The sequence below is a fragment of the Paenibacillus rigui genome, from assembly GCF_002234615.1.
GTDB lineage: Bacteria > Bacillota > Bacilli > Paenibacillales > NBRC-103111 > Paenibacillus_S > Paenibacillus_S rigui.
The window spans coordinates 236,880-263,306 of sequence record NZ_NMQW01000002.1 but is presented as its reverse complement, the minus strand read 5'-3'; the positions used below and the strand labels follow the sequence as shown (position 1 = coordinate 263,306).

The following is a 26,427-nucleotide window of genomic DNA, read 5'->3' as shown; positions in this document are numbered from 1 at the left end:
TTTGTCATAATAAATCAAACTATGGTATAATGGAGATGTATCAAACCAGTCGCAAATGGGGGGATCCAAGATGTTATTCAATAAAATCCTTGTTGCGTTTGACGGCTCTAATCTTTCCAAGAAAGCTTTAGAGAAAGCGGTCTATTTGGTTAAGGAACAAGCATCAGCCAACCATATTCCCGAATTAGAAATTATTCATGCCTTCCATTATCCGACAGTGATCGGTGATTCGTATGCTGTTGATGCCAAGAAAGCTTTTTTGGAAGGTGCTCAAGAAACTTTGAAGAAAGCAAAGGAACTGGTTCCTGAGGATATAAAAGCAAAGTATGTGCTTCAGAACGGAGATCCGTCCCATACGGTTCTGCAATATGCGGAAAACCATCAATTTGATTTAATCGTAATGGGAAGCCGTGGACTTGGGGCCATCAGGGAGCTGTTCTTGGGTAGTGTAAGCCATAATATTGTGCAGCAGTCCAAGATTCCTGTTTTGGTAATTAAATAAATGGAAATCATCCTATAAGAGCATGCACCTTCGATGATTCAGGTGCGTGCTTTTTTCATGCAGTCGTTGGTGGGCACTTTTAATCTACAGGAGAAGAGAAGGAGTCGCTATGCTATTTTATATCATCGCAGGGCTTGTTGTGGCTATCGATCAAATGACGAAGATTTTAATCCGTATGAATGTTGAGATTGGAGAAACGATTCCGCTTTGGGGAATGGAGCTTACTCACTATGAAAATAGCGGGATGGCCCATAGTTTGTTTCAAGGGTATGGACGGCTTTTTGCGGTTGCCGCGATTCTTTTTGTCACAGTTGTCATTTATTATCGTCGACAAGGTGTGCTGAAAGGTGTCATGGCCGATCTCAGCTTTGGTTTTTTGGCGGGGGGCGCGGCCGGGAACGGAATCGACAGGATTTTGTTCGGTCAAGTTACCGATTTTTTAACTTCTCGCTCGGGAAAAGGAATTCTCAATCTGGCGGATCATGCAATCGAGATTGGTATTGTGCTGTTTATAGTAAGCGGATTGCTGCAAATGGTGAGGAAACGAAGATCAAGTGAATTGACAAATAAAAATAGTTGAATTTTCCAATTGTTGTGCTATAATCTAGTTTACATTCATATTCGCAAGCGGAAGCACCGCTGTTCAAGGATTCGTTCCTGTTCAGCCGGTGCTTTTTTTGCGTTTTCTGCGAGGAGGGGAGTGGACTATTTCAAACCAGGTGAAAGCCGCCGTTATCACTGCAATTATTTCTGTACTACTTGTCGTAACCGGAATATTACAGCTCAAGGGGGTTTTATAGAAACGGATGATTGGGCAGGATGGAGTTCAGCATTTAGAAATGGAGAAGGGGCTATATGGGTAAAATGAGGCTTGTCGTTGTGGATGAAGACCCGTATTTTATTGAGATGTTTTCCGCTTATATCCGATCTTCGGAATATGGGCAAACCTTTACTTTTACCGCATTCTCAATTAAAGAGAGAGGGTTTGCTTTTATCGATAAGGCCGTCGAACCTTACATCCTGTTGGTGCATGAGGGATTGATGCCATTGCCGGATAAAGTTTTCCAACAACAGCTGGGATGCTTAATCCTATTAAGTGACACAGCCGCGGCTACGGATATTTTGGAATATCCGGTTCTTTGCAAGTATCAGCCGCTGAACCTATTGCTTTCCCATATGATCTCCCATTATAACGAGTATTCCTCCAAACGTATGATTACAGGCAACCGAGCCTCTCAAGTGATTTCTCTCTATTCGGCGGCAGGAGGAACGGGCAAAACATTGACAGCGGTCCATCTGGCCAGAGAGCTGGTGATGCAGGGGCGTAAAGTATTTTACTTGAATTTGGAGCAGCTTCCTTCGTTATCATGGATGGAGCCTGGAGAGGCAGGGCCGGAAAATCATCTGGCAAGAATGCTGTATTATGGCAAAACCGATCCGAAGCTGCAGATGGCCCGTATTGAGAGATACAAACGGAAGCATAGGGTGATGGGCTTCGATTATTTTCCAGGCGGGTTCGAGCCCAAGGAAGTGGAGCATATGTCGGAGCAGGATACGGAGACACTGATCCACTCGATCTGGAAGTCCGGTGCATATGATTACCTATTGATCGATTTGGATTCATGCATGGTCCCAAGGGTAAATGCGTCGTTAAACCAAAGCGATCGGATTATCTGGCTTGCATTGGATGACCGTATTCATTTGGACAAATTGAAGCTGCGGTGGCGGCAATGGGGTGAGGGCAGTCCTACAGGAGCTGGGAAGGGTCCGGCAGCCGTGCAGCTGATCGTCAATAAATTCAACGGCAGCTTAAGAACGGCTGCGACCGAGTGGCCGCTTCCTATTGCAGGTTATTTGCCTTATATACCCGAATGGAAGGCATGCGGTACCGTGGAGAATGTTCAGATTCGCTGTGCCTTCAGTGAAAAGATCGCGGAATGGCCGTGGGTAACGAGCACCTCAGCGAAGGAGAAAGCACATGGGCTTGGATGAGATCGTGAAGCAGCTGAAGCAGCTGATTCAAAGTAAATTCGATTTATCTGTCTCGTTAACAGATGTACAGCTGCAGGAAATAATAGAGCAGGAGGTGTTTTCATATCCTTTCCAGGACTACATGACGGCAGGGCAAAGGCATCAGCTGGTTATGCGATTATTCCATTCATTCAGGGGCCTGGACGTTCTCCAGCCGCTTGTAGACGATCCGTCGGTTACGGAGATAATGATCAATCGTCATGATAGGATCTTTATTGAACAGGAGGGAAGGGTCACTCTGACGGAAGTAGCCTTTGAGAGCAGAGAAAAGCTGGAGGATGTTATTCAAGCGATTGTAGCCAAGGTAAACCGGGCTGTGAACGAATCGAGTCCGATTGTTGATGCCAGACTGCTGGATGGCTCCAGGGTCAATGTCGTTCTGCCTCCGATTGCACTGGAAGGACCCGCGATGACAATCCGGAAGTTTCCCGAGCGCCCTTTAACCCTCGACGATTTAATTCATAATGGAGCTCTAAGTCAGGAGGGAGCTGAGTTTCTCAAAAAGCTGGTCCTGGCCAAATACAACCTGTTCATCGGCGGGGGAACCGGGTCCGGTAAAACAACGTTTCTCAATGCGCTTTCCCAGTTTATTCCGCAGGAAGAGCGCCTCATCACAATTGAGGATTCTGCGGAGCTGCAAATCCGTACCGTACCGAACCTGGTAAGAATGGAGACACGCAACGCAAACACAGAGGGAAAAGGTGAAATTACGATCCGTGATCTGATCCGTTCCTCGCTGCGTATGCGGCCAAATCGGATTGTTGTCGGCGAAGTGAGAGGAGCCGAAGCGTTGGACATGTTAGCTGCTATGAACACAGGGCACGATGGCAGCTTGTCTACGGGCCATGCCAACTCGACAAGCGACATGCTGAGCCGTTTGGAAACGATGGTATTGAGCGGAGCAGAGCTTCCTGTTAAGGTGGTTCGCAAGCAAATCTGCTCCGCGATCGATGTCATGATTCATCTGACAAGATTGAGGGACCGTTCCCGCAGAGTCACGGAGATTAGTGAAATTATCGGTGTGGAGAACGGTGAAGTACAGTTAAATCCACTATTTATCTTTGTAGAAAGGGGGGAGGAAGAAGGAGGAAAGGTGGTTGGGGAGCTGGTTCCGACCGGGAACCGGCTACAGCATACAAGTAAGCTTGAAATGGCGGGGATTCCCCTCTAGCAACTAGCAATAAACGTTGCAAGTTCATCGAATTCAAAAGGAGGCCGCATCGAACTGGATTATATCGTGATGATCCTGCTGACGGCAGGTTTAAGTTGGCTGGCCCTTTATGTTTATCAGAGGCTTCAACAGAAGCAAAAGCACAAGGGAGGAAGTCCAGCGGTAACAGAGGATACGCATTACTCTTCCGGTCTGATGCAATACGAAATTTATCGGATGAGCGGCCGAGAAAAGTTTTGGTATTCCGTCATAGGTATCGTTGTTCTCGGTATCATAGGTTATCTTTTCTACAAGAATGGTGCTGCGGCAGCTGTAATCTCGATCGCGGGCCTATACTACCCGGTTATACGTAAAAAAGAGCTGGTTCGGAAGCAAAAGACGCAGCTTCGGCTGCAATTTAAACAAATGCTGTCTTCATTATCATCGGCACTCGGGGCCGGTAAATCCGTAGAATCGGCTTTTGACGAAGCATTAATGGACATGCAGCTGCTGTATCCGGACCCGCGGACGTTCATTATCAAGGAGCTGGAAACGATTCGCAGAAGAGTCGAAAACGGAGATACGATTGAATATGCATTGAAGGACTGGAGCGAACGGTCTGGCATTGAGGATATTCAACAATTTACCGAGGTATTCATGACCTGCAAACGAACCGGTGGCAACATGGTGCAAGTGATTCGCCGTACCGCATCCATTATCCAAGAAAAGCTGGATATTCAACAGGACATCCAAGTGATGATGGCTCAGAAACGATTCGAGTCCAGGGTACTCACTTTCGCACCATTAATAGTTATTGCGGTTCTCAGCTTTAGTTCCCCCGATTACATGGAGCCGGTTTATCAAGGAATTGGAGTGATGATTATGACGGTTGCTCTCATCGTTTTAATCGGCTGCTATGCTTTAACGAAAATGATTATGAATATAAAGGTGTGATGTTTCATTGTGTGGGTGCTTATATTATTCGGGCTTGAATTGTTTTTCTTTAGCAGCTTGTATGGTTTGGCACGCCCCCGGTACATCGGCTTCGTGAACGAGCATCGTAAAAGTCTTTCACTAGCTATAATGGCGCCGGTCTCGCTCTGGCTGCTGGACAAGCTGCAGGTGGCGGAACGGTTATCTGAGCCGTTATCGAGAGTACATCAGTTAATGGTTGGCCTGTACGGGAGTAAAAGCGCGCTTGTGCAAACCAAATGCTTCATGGTCAAAAATCTTTCCCTTGGTCTGGTCGTACTCATGGGAACCACATTGTTAGAATGGGCAGCCGATGGCAACGCAGAACTGCTTTTTTATGGAGTTTGTCTCATATGCCTAATTCCCTTTGCGCTATACAAAGAGCTGGCCGGCAGGTTGCAAAAGAAAAAACGTCAAATGCTGTTGGAGCTTCCTGAAGTTATTAATCAGATTGTTCTTCTGGTCAATGCGGGTGAAACGGTGCAGAAAGCTTTGCTTCGCTGTGTGGAGCGTAATAATAAAGCGGCAGTGGATACCAGTCCATTGTTGACAGAGCTGTCCCAAGCAGCTTACCAAGTCAGTATGAATGCATCTTTTGCCAAAGCGATGGAAGATTTCAGCAAACGCTGCAGCTTGCAGGAAGTATCCTTGTTTACGACCACACTGCTATTGAATTACAAGAGAGGGGGGAACGAGCTTGTCATGTCATTAAAGGAGCTGTCTACGGTGTTATGGGAAAAACGAAAATCATTGGCCAAAACCTTGGGGGAGGAAGCATCCTCTAAGATGGTATTTCCGATGGTTCTTATTTTTCTCGTCGTTATGATCGTTGTAGCTTCTCCTGCTGTGATTATGATGAGCCACTAGCTGCGGCAAGAAATGTAGAAAAATAAAACATAAGTTCAAATGTACACATGGAGAGGGGAATAAATGATGAAATGGTTAAATGAAGGGATGAAGCGCTTTTGGAAAGAGGAGGATGGCTTGGGCACATTGGAAATTCTGCTAATTGTTGCTGTGCTTGTTATTATAGCTATTGCTTTCAGGAAATGGATCATGAAATGGGTAGAAAGCTTATTTACAAATGCAAATAGTCAAATAACCGGACAGTCCGGATCTATAGAGAGCGATGCAACGAAAATAAGCCCGCAAGCCCCGTAAGCGATGAGGGGCAAACGATCTGCTGTGGATGTACGTCGCGAATTAAAGGGGCTTCGATTGCGGAAGCTGGTTTGCTGCGAGAAAGGCACTTTTACGTTGGAGGCGAGCCTCGTGCTGCCCGTCATATTGCTGAGCACGATTCTTCTTCTCTTTTTGGGGCTTTATGTCTTCCAGACTTCTTCTGCCTATCAAACGGCAGGACTGGCTGCCGACCGGGCAGCGTTTGTATGGGATAACAGTAGGAAGGATCCCGTGACGGGTGCTTTTAATATCAGTGAAACGGACGGATTGTATTGGCGGCTTCACAATGACAGCATGTCGGACTTGTTTCGTTGGCTGATCCCCCATGCAGGGGCCAAAGTAGCTCTTCCTACTACAGGGATATCCAATGACCGGGGGCCAGAAGGAAAGCTTCAACATGCCGGAGCCTTGGTATCCTCGGAATGGGACGGAAGCATGATGTACCAGAACAATGGAATTTTCAAAAAAGTGGCGGTGCAGCTGGAAAAGCCTTTCCATTCCCCGGTATACGCTCGTGAGAGAGTTAAACAGCAGGTGGCCTCGGATGCGGACGCCCAGGTAGTTGATCCTGTGGAATGGATCCGTCTGATCGACTTCACACGTACCGTAGTTCAGGAGATTCAGGGGAGAATAAAGCCGAAGGATGCCCTTCTTGCGATGGTCGAGCCTCAGTCTATTCCGGAGCCTCGCGCAGTCATTACAAGTCACGATAGTGCTGCAAACTACTTAAGGACCCTGGTTAATGGAAAAGAAGAGACCATCCAGGTGGATGCTTCAACGAAGCGCACGGTGGATGCAATGGACGCGAATCGGGTGGCCCATCAAGCATTTTATACGTTTAATGAAAATCAGCTGCGGACAATTCAAATGCCGAAAGATGAGCAGTTACTTAGAAATGGAACCCAGGTAAAGGGAGTTGTTTGGCATTTTTTCAAGCTGTCCAAGAAGGATCAGGTAAAACTGACGCAAGGGCTCCGCTCAGAATTGGAAAGAAAGGGGATCGTTGTTGTACTGCACGAATGAGAACATCGGAGGGGGATGGAGAAGATTTGAAGCTGCTGAAGCGATGGCTGGCAGAGCAGCAAGGGGCGATCTCGCTTTATTTTGTGTTGATCTTGGTCCCGATCTTTTTGTTTTGTGCACTGCTGATTGATTTTTCAAGAATTAAAGTGGCGGAGAAAGAGGCGGAAAATGCCGTCAAAACAGGCGTGAGGTCCAGCCTCTCCGCTTTTTCTCCTTCATTGCATGCGTATGGATTGTATGGCTTGACCGAGGAGCTGGACACGTCGAACAAGCTTTTTCTTGAGACCGTTGACGGGAATATGTCCGCATCGGTGCGGAACAATACATTTCAGTATATAGACCAACGGTTGGAGAAGGACAGCTCGAGCTTGACTCCGATGTATTCACTTGCGAATCATACAGTTTTTAAAAAGCAGGTGCTCGAGGAAATGAAATATCGCGCTCCTCTCGCATATTCACTTGAAATTGCGGACAAGTTCAAGAAAACTGGGCTGGCTTTTACCATGGATCAAGGCTCAAGATTTGCTGAACGCTCCGCACAAGTTGAAGCCTTATTGGATCAAAGGGACACCCAACTGGATCTGGCGTGGAAAGAATGGACCGCAATTCATCAGAAAGCAACGGCAATCCACCCGTTTTATCAAAGACAGTTGGCGGATTTAAATGAGCTAAGCGGTAAAATTGGCATCCATACGGTTGATGAAACGAAGCAAGCCTTGAAAGACGCCGATCAGCAGCTGAAGGAGCTGAAAGCTGATATTAAGGACGTAAAGAAGGATATCCGTTCATTAGTAAGCGCCGGTTCGAACGCGTCTAACACGCTCGATAGGTTGTACGAAACAAAGGATCGTCTTGAAGAACAGGCTGCGGACGTACAATCCAAGATAAGTGATTTGGAACAGCTGCTGGATGATTTAATTAAATATGCAGAGCTGCTGGCGATGTTGAAATTGAAGTCTACCTCTGACGCATCGGAGCTTAAGGAGCTGCTAAATAAGTTCGATACCGCCTTAAATGAGGCGAAAAGTGTGAATGACAAGCTGAACGCTGAATTGAAAGCAAACTCAACGGGAGCGGATTATGCTGCAAATAAAGTGTTCCAGGCCATACCGTTGATGAGTCGTCAGGAATTGGACGATTACGGCAGTAAAGCGGCTTCCGCCGTCGCGCTGTTTACCGGGCTGCAAGCCCAACTCAGCCGGGTCATCTTTTTCGACTCGCAGAGCTACCGCAACGCGGATGATACCATTCAAGCTTTTGCACGGCAAGCTGATGAGCTTTTTGCGGCACAAGGGACGAAGGAAGCGGCGCGCACCCAGCATGCAGCCCAAGTAGCCAAAGCAAAGCAGGAGCAGCGTGCCAAGGCGCAGCCGGCCTTGGATCAAGTGACGCGGGCCTTAAACAATTGCAGCTTAATAAGCTCGTCGGACCCCTTCGATGCTTTGTACAAGGAGCTTCAAGGAGACCCTTCAAGCGGAAGCAAGGGCTATTACCAGACCTATATGGAATTGAACCAGGGCAAGGATCTCGCACAGCCTGTACCTAATTTAGATTTTGACAATGCGGATAAGGCAGGCTTCAGCGCCATGAAACTGATTTCCTCGTTTTCGGATCTTCTGGTGGATGTCAGGGACGAGTTTTATGTGGATGAGTTTGCAGTAAGCAAGTTCAGCTATCGCACTTTAGGATTGGAGAAGGACCGGAACGGCAAACTCCGAACGTCGAATGAGCCTTCCCAGCCTGAAACTCATGCGCTTGTGAAGCAGGAGCTCGAATATCTATTGTATGGCAGCAGTTCATGTGCCGGAAATTACTCGAAAGCGTATGCCGAGATGTTTGCTTTCCGTCTTGCGATTCGTACGGCTGAAGCGTTGTTGGAGCCGCGCAATGAAGCGTTGAATGTGGGATCGCCATTGCTCGTATTTCTTGCAGCCGTCTCTGAGGGGGCTATTCGAGCTCAACTTGATATGACGAAGCTTGTTGCAGGGGAAGCCGTGCCGTTGTCCTCCAAGTTTGGCGATCTGCTTGATTTGAATTATAAGGACTATCTGCGTATCTTTTTTCTTCTCCACAGCCGGGATCAGGTGCTTTTGGCCCGTATGCAATCGCTTATTCAATTGAATACAGGAGTGGAGCTTCAGCAGGGCAGTACGTATGTCTCGGGGACTTCGACAACATCGGTCAAGCTGTGGTTTCTCCCCGGGATCATGAGAATCTTGGGTGAGACGGGGCTGCATCGTTGTCAAGTGAAGGCTGGACGTTGTTATTTAACAAAAACAGGAGTGATGGCGTACTGAACAGGTTCAAACACAGACACTCGGGCAGGCTCAGAAAAATAAGGAGCGATGAGGGAAGTATTGTATTGGAAGCCGCATTGGTGCTGCCTTTGTTTTTGTCGTTTATTTTTATGCTGATTGCTTTCGTCCAAGTATCCATCGCTGAAATGGCGCTTCAATCCGCGGTATCTGAAACGACAAAGGTCGTTGCTACCCACATGTATCCTGTTGATTTGCTGTATCAGCAAGCCAAAGGAAAATGGGAGCAAAGTGCGGCAAATAGTTGGATGGATAGGGCCTTAGGTCAAATTGAATCTGTGAAGCAAACAGCGGAGGATAGCGAGCAATTTGTGGAAGATTACGAAAGATTTATTCCGGATCCGGTCATTAAGCTGATGGAGTGGGAACGCATGCATCGGCAACAGCTTGAAGCGTCAGCTCAGGCGGGAACAGAGGAAGCCAAGCAGAGCATAGAGGCAGCGTATAAACCGCTTTTAAACGATGCTGTGACGCCTATCGTAGTATTGTATGCTAATAAATCCCGTCTTCGATCGGATAAAATTAAGGTTATCCATGTCATTCTGCCGGATTTGAACAAAAAAGATCAGGTGTTTATCGGAATCGAAGCACAGTACGAGGTGCCGCTTATTGTCCCTTTTTTTCATAAGGTGATGGTTATCAGGAAAAGAGCGCTCGAACGGGCGTGGATCGGGGGGACAGGATGATATACATTTGGATTACAGCTATCATGCTGGTTGCAGCCTTCGTAAATGATGTGCGGGTACAAAAAATTCCGAATACAATCACAGCGGGAGGGTGGCTTTTGGGTATTGCGCTGCACGGTTGGCTATCCGGTTGGCCTGGTTTGAAGGAAGCTCTTCTTGGGACAAGCCTGGGCCTGGTTCCCATGATGATTTTGTACATTGTCCGGGCGGTAGGTGCTGGAGATGTGAAGCTGTTCGCAGCCATCGGTGCCTTGAACGGCGGCGTCTTTGTTATCCAAAGCTTGATGTTTTCCTTATGGTATGCAGCTGTTGCTGCAATCATCATATTATTGTGGCGCAAAGAAGGAAGAGCGTGCTTTGCCCGCATCTATTTCGTCCTTTTGCAATTGATATCTTTTCGAAGTGTTTCCCACTGGAAGTCCTATAGTACTTCCTCTCACCATTTACGATTTCCGATGATGTGGGCCGTGCTGCCTGCAGCTGTAACCGTATATATGAATGTTGTCTAAGAAAAAGGGAGGGTATATCCATGCAGCCGTCCATATATGGTCTACAGGTGGATTATATAACGAGAAACGGCCACTTTATGGTGCTATCTGCTAAAGAAGGTCTGAAGCGGGAGGAACTATCGGCATTTCAGCTAACGATGCTGTTGAACAATAAAATTCCAAAACTTCTGGATCTGCAGGTAGAAGAACTCGATCAATCCGTAAAGCTTTTTTACAATATTAGCGGGAAAAGAAAACTGAACTATGTTCTTCGTGCAGAAATGATCTCTATCAAGCAAATGTTCGAGCTGCTGTATAGCATTGTCGAGGTGTTGCTGGAAAGCGGAAACTACATGCTTCAAGACGGGTACTACGTTCTAAAAGAAGAGTATATTTATTGTGGTGACCATCTGACGGATCTGTATTTAACTTATTTGCCTAAACAAACCCTGATAGATAAACACGCCATACAAGTGGATTTGCAGCATCTGCTGTCCAGGCTCGTGCATAAAGTGACGGAGCTGCAGGGCAGCGGCTATCAGGAAGTGATGAGCTATCTTATGGACGATACGTTTAATTTACCGACACTAAAAGGAATATTGTTGAAGCATATGACCCAGCTGGGGGGAGAGAAGAAGGGCAAAACCATTAAATCGGGCCAGCCAACCAGCAGTCCGGAATGGAATCCTGAATATTTGTATTCTCCAGGTGCTGATCCCTATGGAGGTGGAGAAGCGGAGCGAATACCTGTAAGACAGGCTGTCATCTACCCTGATTCAACGAAATATGCAAATACTGGGGAAGAAATGGGAGATGCTGTTCCATCCCTTAAAATGAAGAAAGAGATAGGGACCTCACCTGCGCCTGATCCTCTATCCTTGTTTCATTCCTTTTCTTTGGACGAATCGCATTCTTCAGTACAAGCAGCTTCTCCTGATGAACCTGTCATGAAAAAACGAAGACTGCCGGCATTTCTTATCGGTGCTCTTAGCTTATGCCTCATTTGGAGGTTGTACTTAGAGCACAGCACGGAATCATGGCTCTTGATCTGTTCCGGACTGACGCTGCTGTTGGGAGACTTGGTATACATTGTTTTGTTTCTATGGAAGACGGCGGACAAGAGTAAGGAGCTTGCGGTTAGTTCTGTACCAGGCTTATCGGGCTCCGGCGTTTCGGAGCCGGTTCCGGTTCTTGATGCAAGGCTCCCTGTGTTTCCAGTCAATGAAGCAACGGCTGCCTCTGAGGCCGCGAATACTCGACTCCAAGCCCGCTTGAATGCGTCGGTGGAGCCTGCTCACACTGCAACGAAATCTCAGGAAGGCAGCTCCTATTACCATCTGATTGAGAATCGGACAACGCTGCTTAATGAAAGAGAAGCAACCGTACTGCTAAAGCCGGCTTCTGTATCGTCCGCTTCAGCTTTTCCGTATCTGCTATATAAGGAGCAAGGTACTGAGAATAAGGTTATTCTCCACAAGGATATTTTCGTCGTGGGGAGAGGGGGACAAGAGGTTGATTTCGAGCATGACGAAGTGGGAGTATCCAGAATGCACATGGAAATTGTAAGGGAGGACGGTTGTTTTCATGTAAAAGATTTGGGTTCCCGAAACGGAACCTATGTTAATGGTGAATTATTAGTGCCGTACCAGATGTATTCTCTTAAGGAAGGTGATATAGTAAAGCTGATAACGACGGAATTTCAATTTAAAATGGGGTCGTAAGGTTGAAAACAACATTCGCCGTGCATTGGCAATATGGTGTGGCAACACACGCCGGCTGGTTTGGAACTCGGAATGATGACCGCTCCCTCCTTCGGATCGGGGCTACCAATGAGGGGGAGCCTTATGCCGTAGCAGTCATTGCGGATGGGATGGGTGGCATCGGTGATGGCAGCTTGGCAAGTGATTGTGCGATTGAGGGTGTCAGGCAGTGGCTGGATACCCGGCTCAGCGGAATACTGGAGCTGAAAGATATATGGTCACAGCTGGATGCATCGGTAGAGCGTCTATTTTATGATATCAATATACAGCTGCTGCAGCTTGGTAAAGAAGCGGGGACTCAGATGGGAACGACACTGACCCTGCTGTTTCTGCTGCGCGAAACTTATTATGTATGTCATGTGGGGGACTGCCGTATTTATCAATTTGGTTCAAGGCTCTCCCCGTTCATGCAATTGACGAAGGATCAAACCTGGACCGCCGAGCAGGTACGCAAACGGCGGATATCCAGGGAAGCGGCACGCAACCATGCGAAACGGCATGTATTGCTGCAAAGCCTGGGTTTGCAGGATTGCCCTAAGCTTGTAAAGAGAAGAGGGTTTTACGATCCGAATCACTTGTTCTTATTGTGCAGTGACGGCTTGTACGATCGGCTTCCGAATTCGAGAATTGCCTCTATCCTGCGGCAGGCGGAGCTTTCCAAGTCTGACTTGCAGCAGCTTAGCGAAAGACTGGTGGATTCGGCGCTGGACAGCCAAGCGATAGACAATATCAGCGTGATGCTGCTGCGTCCGCTTCATTCCCATTTGTCTGCAGGTCAGCGTATTTGGCATCGAATGAAAAATTTGCACATGCTACTCCCCGTGACCTGGAGAAAGTGATATAATAAACTGTCTATTCGATATCAAATGACAGGAGAACATAATAAGGCAATGAGTTTGTTGACTGTAGAAGGTCTAAGCCACAGCTTCGGCGGCCGGGTACTATTCAAACAAGTATCCTTCCGATTGCTGGCCGGTGAGCATGTCGGCTTAGTTGGTGCCAACGGCGTAGGTAAATCGACACTGATGAATATATTGACAGGACAGCTGCTAAAAGATGAAGGACGGGTCGAATGGACGCCTCGCGTTCAGTATAGCTATCTGGACCAGCACACGAAGCTGACACCGGGACAAACCATTCGCGATGTGCTGAAGGATGCGTTCCTTCCTCTCTATGAGCAGGAGAAGGAAATGATGCGTATTACGGAACAGATGGCAGAAGCTGATCCGGACCAGCTTGAATTATTGCTGGAGCAGATGGGAGAAATACAGGATCGGCTTGAAAGCAGCGGCTTTTATTTACTCGATGTCAAAGTCGAGGAGATGGCTAACGGTCTTGGACTTAACGCTATCGGACTGGACCGTGATGTATCCCAACTGAGCGGTGGGCAGCGGACGAAGGTGCTTTTGGCCAAGCTGCTCCTAGAGCAGCCTACAGCACTGCTTCTGGATGAGCCGACGAACTATTTGGATGTGGAGCATATCGAGTGGTTAACGAATTACTTGCAAAACTACCCGTATGCTTTCATTCTGATTTCCCATGATACGGAATTTATGAACAAAGTGGTCAATGTTATTTACCATTTGGAATTTTCCAAATTGACACGGTACAGTGCAAACTATGAGAAGTTTCTACAGATGGCCGACATCAATAAGCAGCAGCATATTGACGCGTATGAGAAGCAGCAGGAATATATCAAGAAGCAGGAAGATTTCATTCAACGGAATAAAGCGCGTTACTCGACCTCCACTCGAGCGAAGAGTCGGGAGAAGCAGCTTGAGCGAATCGAAAGAATCGATCGTCCCGAGACGGCTCCCAAGCCTACGTTTGTATTTAAGGAAACCCGTGCGAGCGGGAAGACTGTTTTTGAAGGCAAGGACCTGGAAATCGGCTATGACCGGGCTCTTTTACCCAAGATGAATGTGACGATCGAGCGGGGAGACAAGATTGCTATCGTGGGCTGCAACGGAGTCGGCAAATCGACGCTGCTCAAAACCATTCTCGGCAAAATCCCTTCTTACAGCGGGAAAACGTACCTGGGTGATTATTTATACCCGGCCTACTTTGAACAAGAAGTGAAAGCACAGAACCAGACGCCGATCGATGATGTATGGAATGAATTTTCCCATATGAATCAACACGAGGTTCGTGCCGCTTTAGCCCGCTGCGGCTTAACGAATGAGCATATTACACGACCGATGAGTATGCTGAGCGGTGGTGAGCAGGCGAAGGTTCGTTTGTGCAAGCTTCTCATGCGGGAAAGCAACTGGATTTTGTTTGACGAGCCGACGAATCATCTGGATATTGTGGCTAAGGAAGAGCTGAAGCGGGCTTTGCAGGAATACAAAGGGACCATCCTGCTCGTTTGTCACGAACCTGATTTTTATGAGGATTGGGTAACGAAGGTGTGGGACGTCGAATCCTGGTCTCATGACCCCGTTCACCAATAGTCCTTTTTCAATATTCCAAATTCACAGCAGATAAGGGGAAGATGATCCATGGTAACTCATATCGTATTTTTCAAACTAAAGGACCGCAGTCCGGAAGCGATTCAGGCAACGGCTCAAGTACTGAAGAACATGGAAGGCAAAATTTCTGTCTTGAAGCATATTGAAGTAGGAATCGATGAGCTTCGTCAGGAAAGATCCTATGACATCGCCCTGACCACCCGATTTGATTCCTTCGAAGATTTGCAGACGTACGACAATCATCCGATCCACGTAGAAGTGAAGGCTCACATGAAGCAAGTGCTGGATGGCACAAGCATCTGCGTCGATTACCAGTCTTAATATCTTTTCACACAAATAAACCGGCTTCGGTGACTTGTTCACCATAAAGCCGGTTTCATAATCATGAGCCATAACATGACGAATAAAATGAACATATATAAGTACAGTGCTTTTGATAGCTTACGGACGAGCGGAGCACGGTCATGATCGGGCTGCCGGAGTCGGCGGATAGTCGGTGAGAAAGCGCGGGCCATGAAGAATAATGAAGCGAACAGGACGATGAATGTACCCGCAATCCATGGGGTGTCCCAAGGCCAGCCTCCAAGCCATAAGAGTAAAAGTCCGGAAAACACGAGCACGTGCCCGGAATGCTTGGATAAGCGTACGACGAAATGAAACGTGTCCAGGTAAGAGGATAGGACTTGAGCTTCTGCCGTCCGCAGTTTTGTGAGCAATGGTATGAGCACAATAAATGGCCCGATCGAGACAACTGCACTGACCGCATGTATAAAGACGAGCCAAGGATACAAGAGATACGGCCTCCAAACTTGAAAAGGTGAATAAAACAGTGTAGCATTCATTTCATTGAAGACTACACTGTTTTTTGTATTACAAAGCGCGGAATTCGTGAACCCATACCTTCATTTGCGGAAGCCACGGCATGCCGGCATGCATGGAGAGAATATAATTTTTGTAGCCTTCCAGGTTATCGAAGCCCTCGGCTTGAACATCTTGATCCGTCAATTCACCGAGCGATTGCTGATAAACTTTGTACACTTCGAACTTCTGACCTTTCAGCTCCATAATTTCACCGATATCGGCATAACGACCGTTACGGCGAGTCGCCGTTTTTTCACCGCGAATCACTTTTTCCACGTCGTCGTCTTTCGTTACTAGACGATCAATGGTACAGGTTTTTGGGGGCAAAGCTTCAGACATTGGTAAATACCTCCTCGATTTTGTTCAACTGTTAGCTTACATGAAAACAAGACTGATAGCAAATAGCTGAATAGGAGCTGTAAATGATGAAAAACCGGATTAACCGCACTTATGTGCTGGAGATTTTAGAGCGCTTGCTCCTTACACCAAGTCCAAGCGGATTTACCCACGATATCATGAAGCTCATTGCGGAGCAAACGGAGAAGCTCGGCTATTCGATGAGCTTTACCAAAAAGGGCGGGGGCGTCATTACCGTTCCCGGAAAGGATGATTCGCGCGTCATTGGACTTTCGGCTCATGTCGATACCCTTGGGGCAATAGTTCGCTCGATTAAAGCAAGCGGCACACTGCGATTCACTTCCGTTGGCGGTTATATGATGGGAGCCGTAGAAAACGAGTACTGCCGTGTACATACGCGGGATGGACGAACTTATGACGGCACAATTCTCACAACGAAGCCATCGGTTCATGTGTATGCCGATGCGAGAGAATTGAAGCGTGAGGAAGCGGTCATGGAAATTCGGCTGGATGAGGATGTAAAATCAGCAGAGGATGTCAAAAAGCTCGGCATCGGCGTCGGCGATTTTATCTCTTTCGACCCTCGTGCCCAATTCAAGGACAATGGCTTCATTAAGTCCCGCCATCTCGATGACAAAGCGGGGGTTGCGTCACTATACGGACTGCTGGAGCTGTTGAAGCGTGAGAGCATCCTACCGGCCCATCCATTGAAGTTGTTCATCAGTACCTATGAAGAAGTAGGGCACGGCGCAGCATTCCTCCCTCCGGAGATCGATGAACTGTTGGCTGTCGATATGGGGGCTATGGGGGACGATTTATCATGCACGGAATGGGATGTGTCGATTTGCGCCAAAGACTCGTCCGGCCCATACGACTACCGGATGACGTCTCAGTTGATCCGTTTGGCGGAACGCGATGGACTTCGATATGCTGTAGATATTTATCCTCAGTATGGGTCTGACGCTTCGGCAGCTTTGAGAGGCGGCAGCAACATTCGTGCGGCATTAATCGGTCCGGGCGTTCACGCATCCCACAGTATGGAACGGACACACAGCGAGGCGCTCTGGAACACGATCGCACTTCTGGCGGCTTATGCAACTGAACCTTGTGAATCGTAAGCCTTGCTTTTGCTTGATTTACCAAAGAAATAAAGGGGTTGTCATCATTGAATATATTAACGGTTGAGCATTTCCAAAAAAGCTATGGGGAGAAGGTGTTGTTTGACGATATCTCCTTCCAGATCAACGAGAAGCAGCGGATAGGTCTGGTCGGTGTGAACGGAACAGGCAAGTCCTCCCTGCTGAAGGCGTTGGCCGGGCTGGAATCGGTTGATTCGGGTAAGCTGGTGCATGCCAATCATTTTCGAGTTGAGTATTTGCCGCAAAATCCCGAATTCGACACGGAATCTACCGTACTGGAGCAGGTGTTTTATGGAGATACGCCGCTGATGCAGACGCTGCGCGATTATGAAACGGCGCTGGGTGCGCTGCAGGAAGCGCCCGAGGACGAGAAGCGCCAGGCCCGCTTGTTTGCCGTCCAGCAGCGGATGGATGCACTCAACGCATGGGAAGCGAACACAACGGCCAAGATGGTGCTCACGAAGCTGGGCATTACGGATTTCTCGCAGAAGGTCGGTGTTTTGTCCGGTGGTCAGCGCAAACGGGTCGCTATGGCCCGAGTGCTGATTCAGCCTGCCGATCTGCTCATTCTCGATGAGCCTACGAATCATATCGATCATGCGACGGTGGAGTGGCTCGAGCAATTTTTATCCAAATGGAAGGGGGCTCTGCTGCTCGTCACGCATGACCGCTATTTCCTGGACCGTGTCACAAACCGCATTCTTGAACTGGATCGCGGTAAGCTGTACAGCTATGATGGCAACTATGCCGCATTTCTGGAGAAAAAAGCGGAGCGGCTGGAGCGTGAGGCCTCGGAGGAAGACAAACGGCAAAATCTGCTGCGCCGGGAACTGGCCTGGCTTCGCCGCGGTGCCAAAGCGCGTACAACGAAGCAGAAGGCGCGTATCGACCGGGTTGTGGAGCTGCGAGACCGGAAGGTCGACGGCCCATCGGCACAGCTGGAGATGGCGCTTGGAGCAAGCCGGCTCGGCAAAAAAGTAATCGAGCTCGAGGGAGTCACCAAATCGTTCGAGGGACGCAAGATGGTCGACGATTTCAGCTATATTGTTTTGCCCGATGATCGAATCGGCATCATCGGTCCGAACGGCAGCGGGAAGTCCACCTTCCTCAACATGCTCGCGGGCAGATTGCAGCCGGATGAGGGAACCATTGAGATCGGAACCACTGTCAAGCTCGCGTATTATACGCAGGAAGCGGTGGAAATGGACGAGAAGCAGCGCGTGATCGAATATATTAAAGAAGCCGCCGAGGTGATCCGCACGGCTAGCGGCGAAGCGATCACCGCTGCCCAAATGCTGGAGCGGTTCCTTTTCCCGCCGGCACTGCAGTGGACGCAAATCGGCAGATTGTCGGGCGGAGAACGCCGCAGACTCTATCTGCTCCGGACACTGATGGGCGAGCCGAATGTGCTTCTGCTCGATGAGCCGACAAACGATCTGGATATCCAGACGTTAACCATTCTGGAAGAGTATTTGGAAGATTTCCCGGGCGCTGTCATCACGGTATCCCATGACCGCTATTTTTTGGATCGCACGGCAGATCATCTGTTTGCTTTTGCGGGCGGCGGCCGCGTGGAGCGTTTTATGGGCAATTATACAGAGTACATGGAAGCGTCACGGCTGGAGGAGCAGAACGCTCAAGCGGAACGCAAGCCGTCGGCACAGCAAGGAAACGGTGCCTCCTCCGCTGAAAGCGGCTCCGGGGAACGCCGGGAAACGACGCGCGCACGCAAGCTGAGCTTCAAGGAGCAGAAGGAATGGGACGAGATCGAGGATAAAATTGCCGGTCTCGAGGAGCGTCTTGCCGAGGTCAAGCGGCAAATTGAACGTGCCGGAAGCGATTACGGCAAGGTGCAGGAGCTTTACGCCGAGGAGCAGCAGCTGAACGGTCAGCTGGAGCAAGCGATGGAGCGTTGGACGGAGCTGTCCGAGCTTGTGGAATCCATCGCCGGCAACAAATAAAGCGGCGGTATGTTTCAATACCGTTTAGTATCGGCTTCATTCCACAAATTCATGAAAACCATTGGGAATCAGCCCTTGTTTTATGTTATAATATGTGATTGGAAGCTTTAGCGGAAATCGCAATATTTTATGAGAGTAGGTTCGATAGATGATTACAGTAACTGGCGTCACGTTACGATATGGGAAAAGAGCTTTGTTCGAGGATGTCAACGTCAAATTTACACCGGGGAACTGCTACGGGTTGATCGGGGCGAACGGAGCCGGGAAATCGACTTTTCTGAAAATTTTGTCCGGTGAGCTGGAGCCGAACAAAGGGGAAGTCAGCATTACGCCAGGCGAGCGGATGGCGGTGTTGAAGCAGAACCATTTTGAATATGATGAAGTGGAAGTTTTGAGAACGGTTATGATGGGTCATGCCCGTTTGTTTGAGATCATGGAAGAGAAGAATGCAATCTACGCGAAGCCGGATTTCTCTGAAGAAGACGGAATGCGCGCTGCTGAGCTGGAAGGAGAATTCCAGGATCTGGACGGCTGGCAGGCGGAATCCGATGCGGCTGAGCTGTTGATCGGCTTGGGAATCGGAAGAGAGCTTCATGAGCAAAAAATGAAAGAATTGGGCGGTAATGAGAAAGTCCGCGTCCTGCTTGCACAAGCCTTGTTCGGCAACCCGAACATTTTGCTGCTCGATGAGCCGACGAACCATTTGGACATTGAATCGATCAACTGGCTTGAAAATTTCTTGGCCCGGTATGAAGGCACTGTTATCGTTGTATCCCATGACCGTCACTTCTTGAATCAAGTGTGTACGCATATTGCGGATATCGATTTCAGCAAGCTGCAGCTGTATGTGGGCAACTACGATTTCTGGTATGAGTCCAGTCAATTGGCGCTCAAGCTGGTACGTGATGCCAACAAGAAAACGGAAGAGAAGCGTAAGGAACTGGAAGCGTTTATTCAACGCTTTAGTGCGAATGCTTCCAAATCGAAGCAGGCGACCTCCCGTAAGAAGCAGCTGGAGAAGCTGACGCTGGAGGATATCAAGCCTTCTACGCGTAAATACCCGTTCATCAAGTTCCAGCCGGAGCGTGAAGCGGGCAAGCAGATTTTGACGGTCGATAAATTGAACAAAACGCTGGACGGCGAAGCGTTGTTGAACAATATCAGCTTTACGCTGAATAAAGGCGACAAAGTGGCGTTGGTCGGACCGAACGGTCATGCCAAAACGACCTTGTTCCAAATCCTGATGAATGAGCTGGCTGCAGATTCAGGTGAATATTCTTGGGGGGTTACAACGACACAAGCCTACTTCCCTAAGGATAATTCAGAGTACTTCAACACCGACATCAATCTGGTGGATTGGCTGCGTCAATACTCGAAGGATCAGGATGAGTCCTATCTTCGCGGATTTTTGGGACGGATGCTCTTCTCCGGAGAAGAAGCGTTGAAGAAAGCAAGTGTATTGTCCGGGGGCGAGAAGGTTCGCTGCATGCTGTCCAAAATGATGATGAGCGGCGCCAATGTACTGATCCTGGATGAGCCGACGAACCATCTGGATTTGGAATCCATCACTGCGTTGAACAACGGAATGGTCGATTTCGACGGTACCATGCTGTTCGTATCCCATGACCATCAGTTCATTCAAACGGTGGCGAACCGCATTTTTGAAATTACGCCGAACGGGCTGATTGATAAAATGATGACGTACGACGAGTATCTGGAAAGTGAAGATATCAAACAATTACGCGAGCAAATGTACGCTTAATGTCTGACAATTGCATCGGATCATCGGTTTTCTTCGTGCCCTTCAAAGGTGCTGCCGTTGATCCGATGACCTCGGAAGCTTATAGATTGTAATGTAGTAAAAAAAGGATGAGCCTGAAATTCAAGCTCATCCTTCTTTGTAACAACCGGTTAGCTGCCACCTGTACGGCGACGTTGGTTGTTCGGCTTTTTGTTATTCTGGCTTCTCATGACGGCACTGTTACCTGCGCGCTGCTGCGAACCCGATTTGTTGTCGGCTTGCGCTTGCTTCTTCTGGGCCAGCTTGTTCTTAATCGCATCAGCCAGGCTGACTTTCTTAGGCTCTTGCCCGGACTCGTTCGTTGGAGTAACGTCTGACATAGGTACACCTTCCTTGCATTGGATGATTTCATTGTACTGATTTGTCCATGCGGAAGCAAGTGAAAAAATGAGTATACCCGTTTGGGGATCTCGAAGGAACAAAGGAGAATTAGGATGTTTGACCCGACTATATTTGATAACCTGAAGGTTGTGTTTGAAGGCGCGATGTATGATATGGACATGAACGGATCTCTGCAAATTGTTCATCGAACGGATCGCGTTGAGCTGTCAACGATGTCGAGAGCCTTTGGCATGGCTGCGGTATTACGGCCGACGGGTTCCGTTAAAGGAAGCTTCATGCTGCAGGCGTCCCTTGCGGATTTGTCGGCGGAGCTGCTGTCCGAGACCGGCAAACAGCCGGGCTGCAGCCTGGAGCTGACCTTCGAATTCCGTATTGAAGAGATGATGCGGGATTGTGCCGCTGCCGAGCTGGCCCTGCGCAATATTTGGGGAGAAGGCCCCGTTATCTCCCAAACGGTTCTTATGCCGTATGGGGAGCAGGCGAATGCGCTGACAAGCCGACTGATTGTTCAATTTGCAAGAAAGCTGGATGAACGTCAAATTGACGACATTCCCAGCTTAATCGATCATTTAACGCTTAGCCTGGAGAGGCTTGAGGCTTTACAGCAGTAATGGAATAAGGGGGCAATCAGCGAATGGAGGAGTGGACGGAGCAGCAGCTGAGCCGTTGGATGAATGAGGAAGAAGGGCTGAAGTTCGTTTATTTATATACCCCGCTATGCGGAACGTGCAAAGTAACCGAGCGGATGCTTCAAGTTGTTATTGCGATGCAGCCCGAGCTGCCAATCGTCAAGTGCAATGTGAATTTTTGTCCGACGCTGGCCCGCAGCTGGCAGGTGGAAAGCGTCCCTTGCATTGTCCGTGCAGAGAATCGCCAGCTGATTGAGAAAAAATACCGGATGCAGGGAGTAGACGAGCTGCTAAGATGGTTTCAACGGGCAATTAGCTAATTCACAATACTAGAGCAGGAGGAAGACAGATGAGTGACTCTGTTTCACTATCGATTGGAAGCTTGGTAACCGCACAGTATAAAACAGGCGAGTATATCGGAGAGGTTGTTGAGCAAAGCTCCCCCTCCAAGGCGGCCGTTCAAATTTTGGCAGTCGTGAAGCACCCGAGCCAAGGCGATCTGCACAATCCGATGAACCCGAATGTGCCATTTTTTCACCAACGCCGTGCATTGGCTTTTAGAGAAATTGCTTTAATGCCGCTGTACACGATTCAGCCCTATGAGGGAGACGTTCCCGATTATAAGACTTCCTTAGACCGGTCGCTTCAGGAGGAAATGGATGCCATGAAGCAGTCCCCCTACAAAGAGTGGGCGGAGCGCTGCTTGGAGGAGCTCGTTCTACTAAAGCAAGATTACGGTTTAGTATAGCTACGTCATTTTGAATAGAAACGGATGTGTCCAAGCTTTATGCTGTTTGTTCTCATTGGCTTATGGACGATCGGTCTGCTGCTTTTGGTAACGGATCCGAAGCGCCCGACCACCCGTTGGATTGCAAGCATTGCGTTTACCGGGGGTTCCGGTGGCTTGTCAGCCGTGCTTGCCGATGATTGGATCCCTTTCATTCAAGCAAAAGGGTGGTTAACCGATCCGATCGCGGTCATGCTGGCAAAGGCGGAAAGTGTAAGCTCTCTTGTATGCTACTATGGGCTGCCTTTCACATTTGTCATGTTTGCTTCGGTTTATCATCCGGTATGGCTGACAAAGGAACGCTTTCGCACTTGGTATCCTTGGGTATTGCTTGTTCCTGTAGCGGGGTCCTTTGCAGTTCCCCATGCAGTGGGAGATCCGATCCCCTACCGTTATGTAACCCTGTGGGCGGCACCTTATATTTGCGGCGGGATCGGTTTGTTAATTCATGCAACCGTGATCGAGAAAAACTCCTTTTTGCGAAAAGCGAGAATGCTAACCTCTCTGGCTGCCGCACCGACGCTGCTGTTTGCCTTGTTTACGATGTATGTGCTGCCGGGCTACTTTGGGCTTTACGAATGGTGGCGTTATAATGCGGCGGTCATTGGCTTTACTTTGGCGGTGATCCTCGTGTCCAGCATGCGTTACGGGTTTATGGGGCTGCAGATCTCGATCCGCAATCAAAAGCTTGATTACACACTGAGGGCGATCACCTCGGGTACGAGTATATTAAACCATGCCATCAAAAATGATGTGGGCAAAATCCGCCTGTTCGGTGATAAAATTAAATCGGAAGCCGGCAGCAGCGATCCGGAGCAGCTGATTGAAGACGTCAATGTCATTCTGAATGCCTCCCAGCATATATATGATATGATATATCGTATACAAGGACAGACGCAGGAGGTCGAGCTGCAGCTGGAGGAGCTGAAGCCTTCGGAGCTGTTGGAGCAAAGCTTGCTGATGCTCGCCCCGTCCTTGCGGCACATTGAGCTTGAGAAGGAACTTCAATATGACGGGAGCATATGGGGGGACCGCGCCCAATTGGCAGAGGTGTTCTCGAATATATTGACGAATGCCGTCGAGGCGATGCCTCAAGGAGGACGTTTGATCGTCCGGCTCACAGAATCCAAGCGCAGCATCAGTATTGAAATGAAAGATTCCGGTACGGGGATGGATAAAAAGCAGCTGAAGCGCATGTTTGACCCTTTTTATACGACCAAGTCCGGTCAGAAGCTGAACTTCGGCCTGGGCATGTCATACAGCTATCATGTCATTCAAAAGCATAAAGGTACGATGACCGTGCACAGCAAGCCTGGGGCAGGCACATCGGTATTTATTAATTTTTCCAAAAGGAAAGGAGTCGGCAGCGGATGAACCGAATCCGGGTAGTGATCACCGAGGACGATCAAGACTGGCTGAGGGGCCTAATCAGTTATTTGAACAAGCAGCCGGACATGGAGATCGTAGGCCAGGCGTCATCCGGGGCCGATGCGGTGCAGCTGCTTGAACAGGTGGAAGCGGATGTCGTGCTGATGGACATTATGATGTCGAACAGCCCGGAAGGCATATGGGCGGCTGCCGAAATTGTTCAATGTACAGGAGCAAGGGTCATCATGCTCACATCGATGGAAGAGAAGGAACTGATATTCGAAGCGTTCAAGGCTGGAGCCGTAGATTATATGGTGAAATCGAATTTTACGGAAATTCCTCAGGCGATCCGTAACGCTTATGCTAATCGGAGCCCAATCCATCCTACAGCGGCAGCTCAAATGAGGGAAGAGTTCAAACGGTTAAAGAAGCTTGAGCATGAAGTGCGGGTCAAGGAGCTCCGCGATTTGTTGACGCCAACGGAAATTCAAGTGCTGGATCTGATTGAGAAAGGGCATACCCAAACGCAAATTGCCGATAAGTTTGTCGTGTCCATCCGCACGGTCAAGGTGCACGTGGGCAACATATTGCGTAAGCTTGGGGGCAAGAGCAGTAAAGAAGCGGCGCAAAAGGCCAAGGATATGGGCATATTGTAAGGGCGGCAGGACCGGAGAAACGGCGGTTCCTCCCGTTCTTTTTTTGTCGGCTTATGGCAAAATTCGGGCTCGATATGGTATAGTATTGTACAGTTTGATCGATGAAAATTGACTTAATGATGGAGGAACGAACGGCCATGAGCAGCAAAATTCATATCGGCGTCATCGGCGCCGGCAATATCGGCAACATCCATATCGGTGAATTTGTTAAAATGCCGGATGCAGCCGTAACGGCGGTGACAGACGCCTATTTGCCTTTGGCGGAACAAAGAGCGAAGGAGTACGGAATTCCTAACGTGTACAGCAATCATGAACAGCTGCTTCAGGATCCGAATATCGATGCGGTGGTTGTGGCAGTGCCTAACGAAATGCATGCTCCAATTGCGATACAAGCGCTTCAGGCAGGCAAGCATGTGCTATTGGAAAAGCCTATGGCCTTGAATGCCGCGTCGGCTAAGGACATTATGAAAGCGTACCGCTCCTCGAATAAAACGTTAATGCTTGCGCACCAAATGCGCTGGGAAACGATGAACCTTCTGGTGAAGGAACAAATCGATAAGGGCGCTTTGGGCCATATTTATAATGTAAAAACCGGCTGGCTGCGCCGTAAAGGTATCCCCGGGTGGGGCACTTGGTTTACACAGAAATCGTTGTCCGGAGGCGGACCTCTGATTGATATCGGCGTACATATGCTGGATCTTTCCTTGCATTTGATGGGAAGTCCGAAGCCGGTATCCGTATTCGGCACTACATATGCGGAGTTCGGTCCGAAAAAACGGGGGATCGGGACTTGGGGCAAGCCGAACTGGTCCGGTTCCTATGATGTCGAGGATTTGGCTACGGCGTTGATCAAGCTTGACAACGGCAGTACCTTGTCGCTGGATGTCAGCTGGGCCGCACATACGGAGATGCTGGACAGCAAGCCTTACATTTATTTGATGGGCAGCGAGGGCGGAGCATCCCTGCATGGCAATACCGGCAAGCTGCATACGGAATTGTTTGATCGTACGGCCGATGTGGAGTTAGCGCTACCGCAAGAGGATGAGGGTTCACGGGCACGCATGAGCCGTCACTTTCTGGAGTGTATCCGTGAGGGGAAAGAGCCTCTGACGTCCGCACTGTCCGGTCTGACTAACAGTCTGGTGCTGGAAGCAATCTATGAATCATCACGTACGGGAGAAGTCGTGAAGCTGGACTGGGCTGAATAAGTAGAACATGGATGAGCTGCTGCAAATCAACTTACAATTATTTAGTATTATTGGCACCGTAGCCTTTGCTGTCAGTGGGGCGGTTGTGGCCATGGAAGAGGATTATGATATTCTCGGCGTATTCGTGCTGGCATTGGTTACCGCTTTCGGGGGCGGGGTTGTCCGGAATTTACTGATCGGTGTACCGGTAACGACGCTGTGGGAGCAAGGGATGTATTTGAAGATCGCCATCATTGCGGCGGGACTGGTTTTTATCGTGCCGGTCAGTTGGATTCGGCGTTGGAAAACGTGGGAATCCTTGTTTGATGCGATTGGTTTATCGGCATTTTCCATTCAAGGCGCTCTTTACGCGGCCAACATGAATCATCCGATCAGTGCGGTCATCGTGGCCGCTGTCATGACGGGAATCGGCGGGGGGATCATCCGCGATGTGCTGGCCGGGCGGAAGCCGCTTGTGCTGCGCGATGAGATCTATGCGGTGTGGGGCATGGTTGCAGGTCTTATGATCGGTTTGGGCTGGTTCCAAGGATCCTATCATCTATTGGGATTGTTCGTGATTGTGGTCATATTGCGCATGCTGTCCGTCGTGTTCAAATGGCGGCTGCCGCGGCGCTCGCTTCGCCTTAACGATCCTGCGGTCAACCGTGGAAAAGGGAACCTGTAGCAGACATAGCTCACGGAAAAAGAGTATGTGATCTATAGTAGAAATCACGAACCATTCAAAGAATAGGAGCGGAGCGT

Annotated in this window: 28 protein-coding genes; 25 read left to right on the top strand and 3 right to left on the bottom strand. The window is 48.9% G+C overall.

What is annotated here, in order from left to right:
• Positions 1 to 70: 70 nt before the first annotated feature.
• The 15 genes from CF651_RS01925 (at position 71) to CF651_RS01855 (ending at position 14,898) form a co-directional block, all read left to right on the top strand.
• Complete coding sequence (locus CF651_RS01925) at positions 71 to 502, top strand: universal stress protein (protein WP_094013140.1); 432 nt, start codon at positions 71 to 73, stop codon at positions 500 to 502.
• 109 nt (positions 503 to 611) lie between these two features.
• Positions 612 to 1,082, top strand: coding sequence for a signal peptidase II (lspA, locus tag CF651_RS01920; protein ID WP_094013139.1), 471 nt, complete (start codon positions 612 to 614; stop codon positions 1,080 to 1,082).
• 275 nt (positions 1,083 to 1,357) lie between these two features.
• The gene (locus tag CF651_RS01915) at positions 1,358 to 2,494 is read left to right on the top strand and encodes a P-loop NTPase family protein (RefSeq protein WP_094013138.1); all 1,137 of its coding nucleotides are present in this window, start codon (positions 1,358 to 1,360) and stop codon (positions 2,492 to 2,494) included.
• Positions 2,481 to 3,704 (top strand): TadA family conjugal transfer-associated ATPase, encoded by a 1,224-nt coding sequence (locus CF651_RS01910; protein ID WP_094013137.1) that lies wholly within the window; start codon positions 2,481 to 2,483, stop codon positions 3,702 to 3,704. Before CF651_RS01915 ends, CF651_RS01910 begins: the two co-directional genes overlap by 14 nt.
• Before the next feature lie 69 nt (positions 3,705 to 3,773).
• A complete protein-coding gene (locus tag CF651_RS01905; protein WP_245855617.1) occupies positions 3,774 to 4,637 on the top strand; it encodes a type II secretion system F family protein in 864 nt (287 codons plus the stop codon).
• Positions 4,638 to 4,646: 9 nt separating this feature from the next.
• On the top strand, positions 4,647 to 5,522 hold the full coding sequence (locus tag CF651_RS01900; protein ID WP_245855615.1) for a type II secretion system F family protein: 876 nt from the start codon (positions 4,647 to 4,649) through the stop codon (positions 5,520 to 5,522).
• A gap of 63 nt (positions 5,523 to 5,585) precedes the next feature.
• Positions 5,586 to 5,816, top strand: a complete 231-nt coding sequence (locus tag CF651_RS01895) for a Flp1 family type IVb pilin (protein ID WP_094013136.1) — start codon at positions 5,586 to 5,588, stop codon at positions 5,814 to 5,816.
• Positions 5,817 to 5,840: 24 nt separating this feature from the next.
• A complete protein-coding gene (locus CF651_RS01890) occupies positions 5,841 to 6,860 on the top strand; it encodes a hypothetical protein (RefSeq protein WP_245855614.1) in 1,020 nt (339 codons plus the stop codon).
• 26 nt (positions 6,861 to 6,886) lie between these two features.
• On the top strand, positions 6,887 to 9,157 hold the full coding sequence (locus CF651_RS01885; protein ID WP_245855611.1) for a hypothetical protein: 2,271 nt from the start codon (positions 6,887 to 6,889) through the stop codon (positions 9,155 to 9,157).
• A 65-nt stretch (positions 9,158 to 9,222) separates the two neighbouring features.
• Positions 9,223 to 9,861: a TadE/TadG family type IV pilus assembly protein gene (locus CF651_RS01880; RefSeq protein ID WP_245855610.1), complete on the top strand. Its 639-nt coding sequence runs from the start codon at positions 9,223 to 9,225 to the stop codon at positions 9,859 to 9,861.
• Positions 9,858 to 10,370 carry an A24 family peptidase gene (locus tag CF651_RS01875; RefSeq protein WP_094013134.1) on the top strand — a complete coding sequence of 171 codons (513 nt, stop codon included), beginning with the start codon at positions 9,858 to 9,860 and terminating at the stop codon, positions 10,368 to 10,370. The genes CF651_RS01880 and CF651_RS01875 overlap by 4 nt, the downstream gene beginning before the upstream one ends.
• A 20-nt stretch (positions 10,371 to 10,390) precedes the next feature.
• A complete protein-coding gene (locus tag CF651_RS01870) occupies positions 10,391 to 12,070 on the top strand; it encodes a DUF6382 domain-containing protein (protein WP_094013133.1) in 1,680 nt (559 codons plus the stop codon).
• A gap of 2 nt (positions 12,071 to 12,072) precedes the next feature.
• A complete protein-coding gene (locus tag CF651_RS01865) occupies positions 12,073 to 12,948 on the top strand; it encodes a PP2C family protein-serine/threonine phosphatase (protein WP_094013132.1) in 876 nt (291 codons plus the stop codon).
• Between the two features lie 51 nt (positions 12,949 to 12,999).
• Positions 13,000 to 14,559, top strand: coding sequence for an ABC-F family ATP-binding cassette domain-containing protein (locus tag CF651_RS01860; RefSeq protein WP_094013131.1), 1,560 nt, complete (start codon positions 13,000 to 13,002; stop codon positions 14,557 to 14,559).
• A 48-nt stretch (positions 14,560 to 14,607) separates the two neighbouring features.
• On the top strand, positions 14,608 to 14,898 hold the full coding sequence (locus CF651_RS01855) for a Dabb family protein (RefSeq protein ID WP_094013130.1): 291 nt from the start codon (positions 14,608 to 14,610) through the stop codon (positions 14,896 to 14,898).
• Between the two features lie 38 nt (positions 14,899 to 14,936).
• Here the strand turns inward: CF651_RS01855 and CF651_RS01850 are convergent, their stop codons facing one another.
• The gene (locus CF651_RS01850; RefSeq protein WP_094013129.1) at positions 14,937 to 15,419 is read right to left on the bottom strand and encodes a DUF2269 family protein; all 483 of its coding nucleotides are present in this window, start codon (positions 15,417 to 15,419) and stop codon (positions 14,937 to 14,939) included.
• A gap of 28 nt (positions 15,420 to 15,447) precedes the next feature.
• Positions 15,448 to 15,777 carry an ASCH domain-containing protein gene (locus CF651_RS01845; RefSeq protein ID WP_094013128.1) on the bottom strand — a complete coding sequence of 110 codons (330 nt, stop codon included), beginning with the start codon at positions 15,775 to 15,777 and terminating at the stop codon, positions 15,448 to 15,450.
• 86 nt (positions 15,778 to 15,863) lie between these two features.
• Between CF651_RS01845 and CF651_RS01840 the strand changes: the two genes are divergently transcribed.
• From CF651_RS01840 to CF651_RS01830, 3 genes are all read left to right on the top strand, one after another.
• Positions 15,864 to 16,913 carry a M42 family metallopeptidase gene (locus CF651_RS01840; RefSeq protein ID WP_094013127.1) on the top strand — a complete coding sequence of 350 codons (1,050 nt, stop codon included), beginning with the start codon at positions 15,864 to 15,866 and terminating at the stop codon, positions 16,911 to 16,913.
• 47 nt (positions 16,914 to 16,960) lie between these two features.
• Positions 16,961 to 18,895 (top strand): ABC-F family ATP-binding cassette domain-containing protein, encoded by a 1,935-nt coding sequence (locus tag CF651_RS01835; protein ID WP_094013126.1) that lies wholly within the window; start codon positions 16,961 to 16,963, stop codon positions 18,893 to 18,895.
• A gap of 148 nt (positions 18,896 to 19,043) precedes the next feature.
• Positions 19,044 to 20,657: an ABC-F family ATP-binding cassette domain-containing protein gene (locus CF651_RS01830; protein WP_094013125.1), complete on the top strand. Its 1,614-nt coding sequence runs from the start codon at positions 19,044 to 19,046 to the stop codon at positions 20,655 to 20,657.
• Between the two features lie 149 nt (positions 20,658 to 20,806).
• Here the strand turns inward: CF651_RS01830 and CF651_RS01825 are convergent, their stop codons facing one another.
• Positions 20,807 to 21,016 (bottom strand): hypothetical protein, encoded by a 210-nt coding sequence (locus CF651_RS01825; protein ID WP_094013124.1) that lies wholly within the window; start codon positions 21,014 to 21,016, stop codon positions 20,807 to 20,809.
• 114 nt (positions 21,017 to 21,130) lie between these two features.
• On the opposite strand from CF651_RS01825, the gene CF651_RS01820 reads away from it, so the two are divergent.
• The 7 genes from CF651_RS01820 (at position 21,131) to CF651_RS01790 (ending at position 26,350) form a co-directional block, all read left to right on the top strand.
• Positions 21,131 to 21,649 (top strand): hypothetical protein, encoded by a 519-nt coding sequence (locus tag CF651_RS01820; protein WP_094013123.1) that lies wholly within the window; start codon positions 21,131 to 21,133, stop codon positions 21,647 to 21,649.
• Between the two features lie 23 nt (positions 21,650 to 21,672).
• Positions 21,673 to 21,987, top strand: coding sequence for a thioredoxin family protein (locus CF651_RS01815; protein ID WP_094013122.1), 315 nt, complete (start codon positions 21,673 to 21,675; stop codon positions 21,985 to 21,987).
• A 29-nt stretch (positions 21,988 to 22,016) separates the two neighbouring features.
• On the top strand, positions 22,017 to 22,415 hold the full coding sequence (kapB, locus tag CF651_RS01810) for a kinase-associated lipoprotein KapB (protein WP_094013121.1): 399 nt from the start codon (positions 22,017 to 22,019) through the stop codon (positions 22,413 to 22,415).
• A gap of 39 nt (positions 22,416 to 22,454) precedes the next feature.
• Positions 22,455 to 23,828, top strand: a complete 1,374-nt coding sequence (locus tag CF651_RS01805) for a sensor histidine kinase (protein WP_094013120.1) — start codon at positions 22,455 to 22,457, stop codon at positions 23,826 to 23,828.
• Positions 23,825 to 24,478, top strand: coding sequence for a response regulator transcription factor (locus CF651_RS01800; RefSeq protein WP_094013119.1), 654 nt, complete (start codon positions 23,825 to 23,827; stop codon positions 24,476 to 24,478). The genes CF651_RS01805 and CF651_RS01800 overlap by 4 nt, the downstream gene beginning before the upstream one ends.
• A gap of 137 nt (positions 24,479 to 24,615) precedes the next feature.
• On the top strand, positions 24,616 to 25,686 hold the full coding sequence (locus CF651_RS01795) for a Gfo/Idh/MocA family protein (protein ID WP_094013118.1): 1,071 nt from the start codon (positions 24,616 to 24,618) through the stop codon (positions 25,684 to 25,686).
• 7 nt (positions 25,687 to 25,693) lie between these two features.
• Positions 25,694 to 26,350, top strand: a complete 657-nt coding sequence (locus CF651_RS01790; RefSeq protein ID WP_094013117.1) for a trimeric intracellular cation channel family protein — start codon at positions 25,694 to 25,696, stop codon at positions 26,348 to 26,350.
• The last annotated feature ends 77 nt before the right edge of the window (positions 26,351 to 26,427 follow it).

Excerpts from the sequence above, each read along its gene's own strand:
- CF651_RS01795 (WP_094013118.1), top strand. The coding sequence starts at position 24,616 with ATGAGCAGCAAAATTCATATCGGCGTCATCGGCGCCGGCAATATCGGC.
- CF651_RS01825 (WP_094013124.1), bottom strand. The coding sequence starts at position 21,016 with ATGTCAGACGTTACTCCAACGAACGAGTCCGGGCAAGAGCCTAAGAAA.
- CF651_RS01845 (WP_094013128.1), bottom strand. The coding sequence starts at position 15,777 with ATGTCTGAAGCTTTGCCCCCAAAAACCTGTACCATTGATCGTCTAGTA.
- CF651_RS01910 (WP_094013137.1), top strand. The coding sequence starts at position 2,481 with ATGGGCTTGGATGAGATCGTGAAGCAGCTGAAGCAGCTGATTCAAAGT.
- CF651_RS01840 (WP_094013127.1), top strand. The coding sequence starts at position 15,864 with ATGAAAAACCGGATTAACCGCACTTATGTGCTGGAGATTTTAGAGCGC.
- CF651_RS01905 (WP_245855617.1), top strand. The coding sequence starts at position 3,774 with ATGATCCTGCTGACGGCAGGTTTAAGTTGGCTGGCCCTTTATGTTTAT.
- CF651_RS01870 (WP_094013133.1), top strand. The coding sequence starts at position 10,391 with ATGCAGCCGTCCATATATGGTCTACAGGTGGATTATATAACGAGAAAC.
- CF651_RS01875 (WP_094013134.1), top strand. The coding sequence starts at position 9,858 with ATGATATACATTTGGATTACAGCTATCATGCTGGTTGCAGCCTTCGTA.
- CF651_RS01790 (WP_094013117.1), top strand. The coding sequence starts at position 25,694 with ATGGATGAGCTGCTGCAAATCAACTTACAATTATTTAGTATTATTGGC.
- CF651_RS01800 (WP_094013119.1), top strand. The coding sequence starts at position 23,825 with ATGAACCGAATCCGGGTAGTGATCACCGAGGACGATCAAGACTGGCTG.
- CF651_RS01830 (WP_094013125.1), top strand. The coding sequence starts at position 19,044 with ATGATTACAGTAACTGGCGTCACGTTACGATATGGGAAAAGAGCTTTG.
- kapB (WP_094013121.1), top strand. The coding sequence starts at position 22,017 with ATGAGTGACTCTGTTTCACTATCGATTGGAAGCTTGGTAACCGCACAG.
- CF651_RS01815 (WP_094013122.1), top strand. The coding sequence starts at position 21,673 with ATGGAGGAGTGGACGGAGCAGCAGCTGAGCCGTTGGATGAATGAGGAA.
- CF651_RS01855 (WP_094013130.1), top strand. The coding sequence starts at position 14,608 with ATGGTAACTCATATCGTATTTTTCAAACTAAAGGACCGCAGTCCGGAA.
- lspA (WP_094013139.1), top strand. The coding sequence starts at position 612 with ATGCTATTTTATATCATCGCAGGGCTTGTTGTGGCTATCGATCAAATG.
- CF651_RS01925 (WP_094013140.1), top strand. The coding sequence starts at position 71 with ATGTTATTCAATAAAATCCTTGTTGCGTTTGACGGCTCTAATCTTTCC.
- CF651_RS01895 (WP_094013136.1), top strand. The coding sequence starts at position 5,586 with ATGATGAAATGGTTAAATGAAGGGATGAAGCGCTTTTGGAAAGAGGAG.
- CF651_RS01820 (WP_094013123.1), top strand. The coding sequence starts at position 21,131 with ATGTTTGACCCGACTATATTTGATAACCTGAAGGTTGTGTTTGAAGGC.
- CF651_RS01805 (WP_094013120.1), top strand. The coding sequence starts at position 22,455 with ATGCTGTTTGTTCTCATTGGCTTATGGACGATCGGTCTGCTGCTTTTG.
- CF651_RS01850 (WP_094013129.1), bottom strand. The coding sequence starts at position 15,419 with ATGAATGCTACACTGTTTTATTCACCTTTTCAAGTTTGGAGGCCGTAT.
- CF651_RS01860 (WP_094013131.1), top strand. The coding sequence starts at position 13,000 with ATGAGTTTGTTGACTGTAGAAGGTCTAAGCCACAGCTTCGGCGGCCGG.
- CF651_RS01915 (WP_094013138.1), top strand. The coding sequence starts at position 1,358 with ATGGGTAAAATGAGGCTTGTCGTTGTGGATGAAGACCCGTATTTTATT.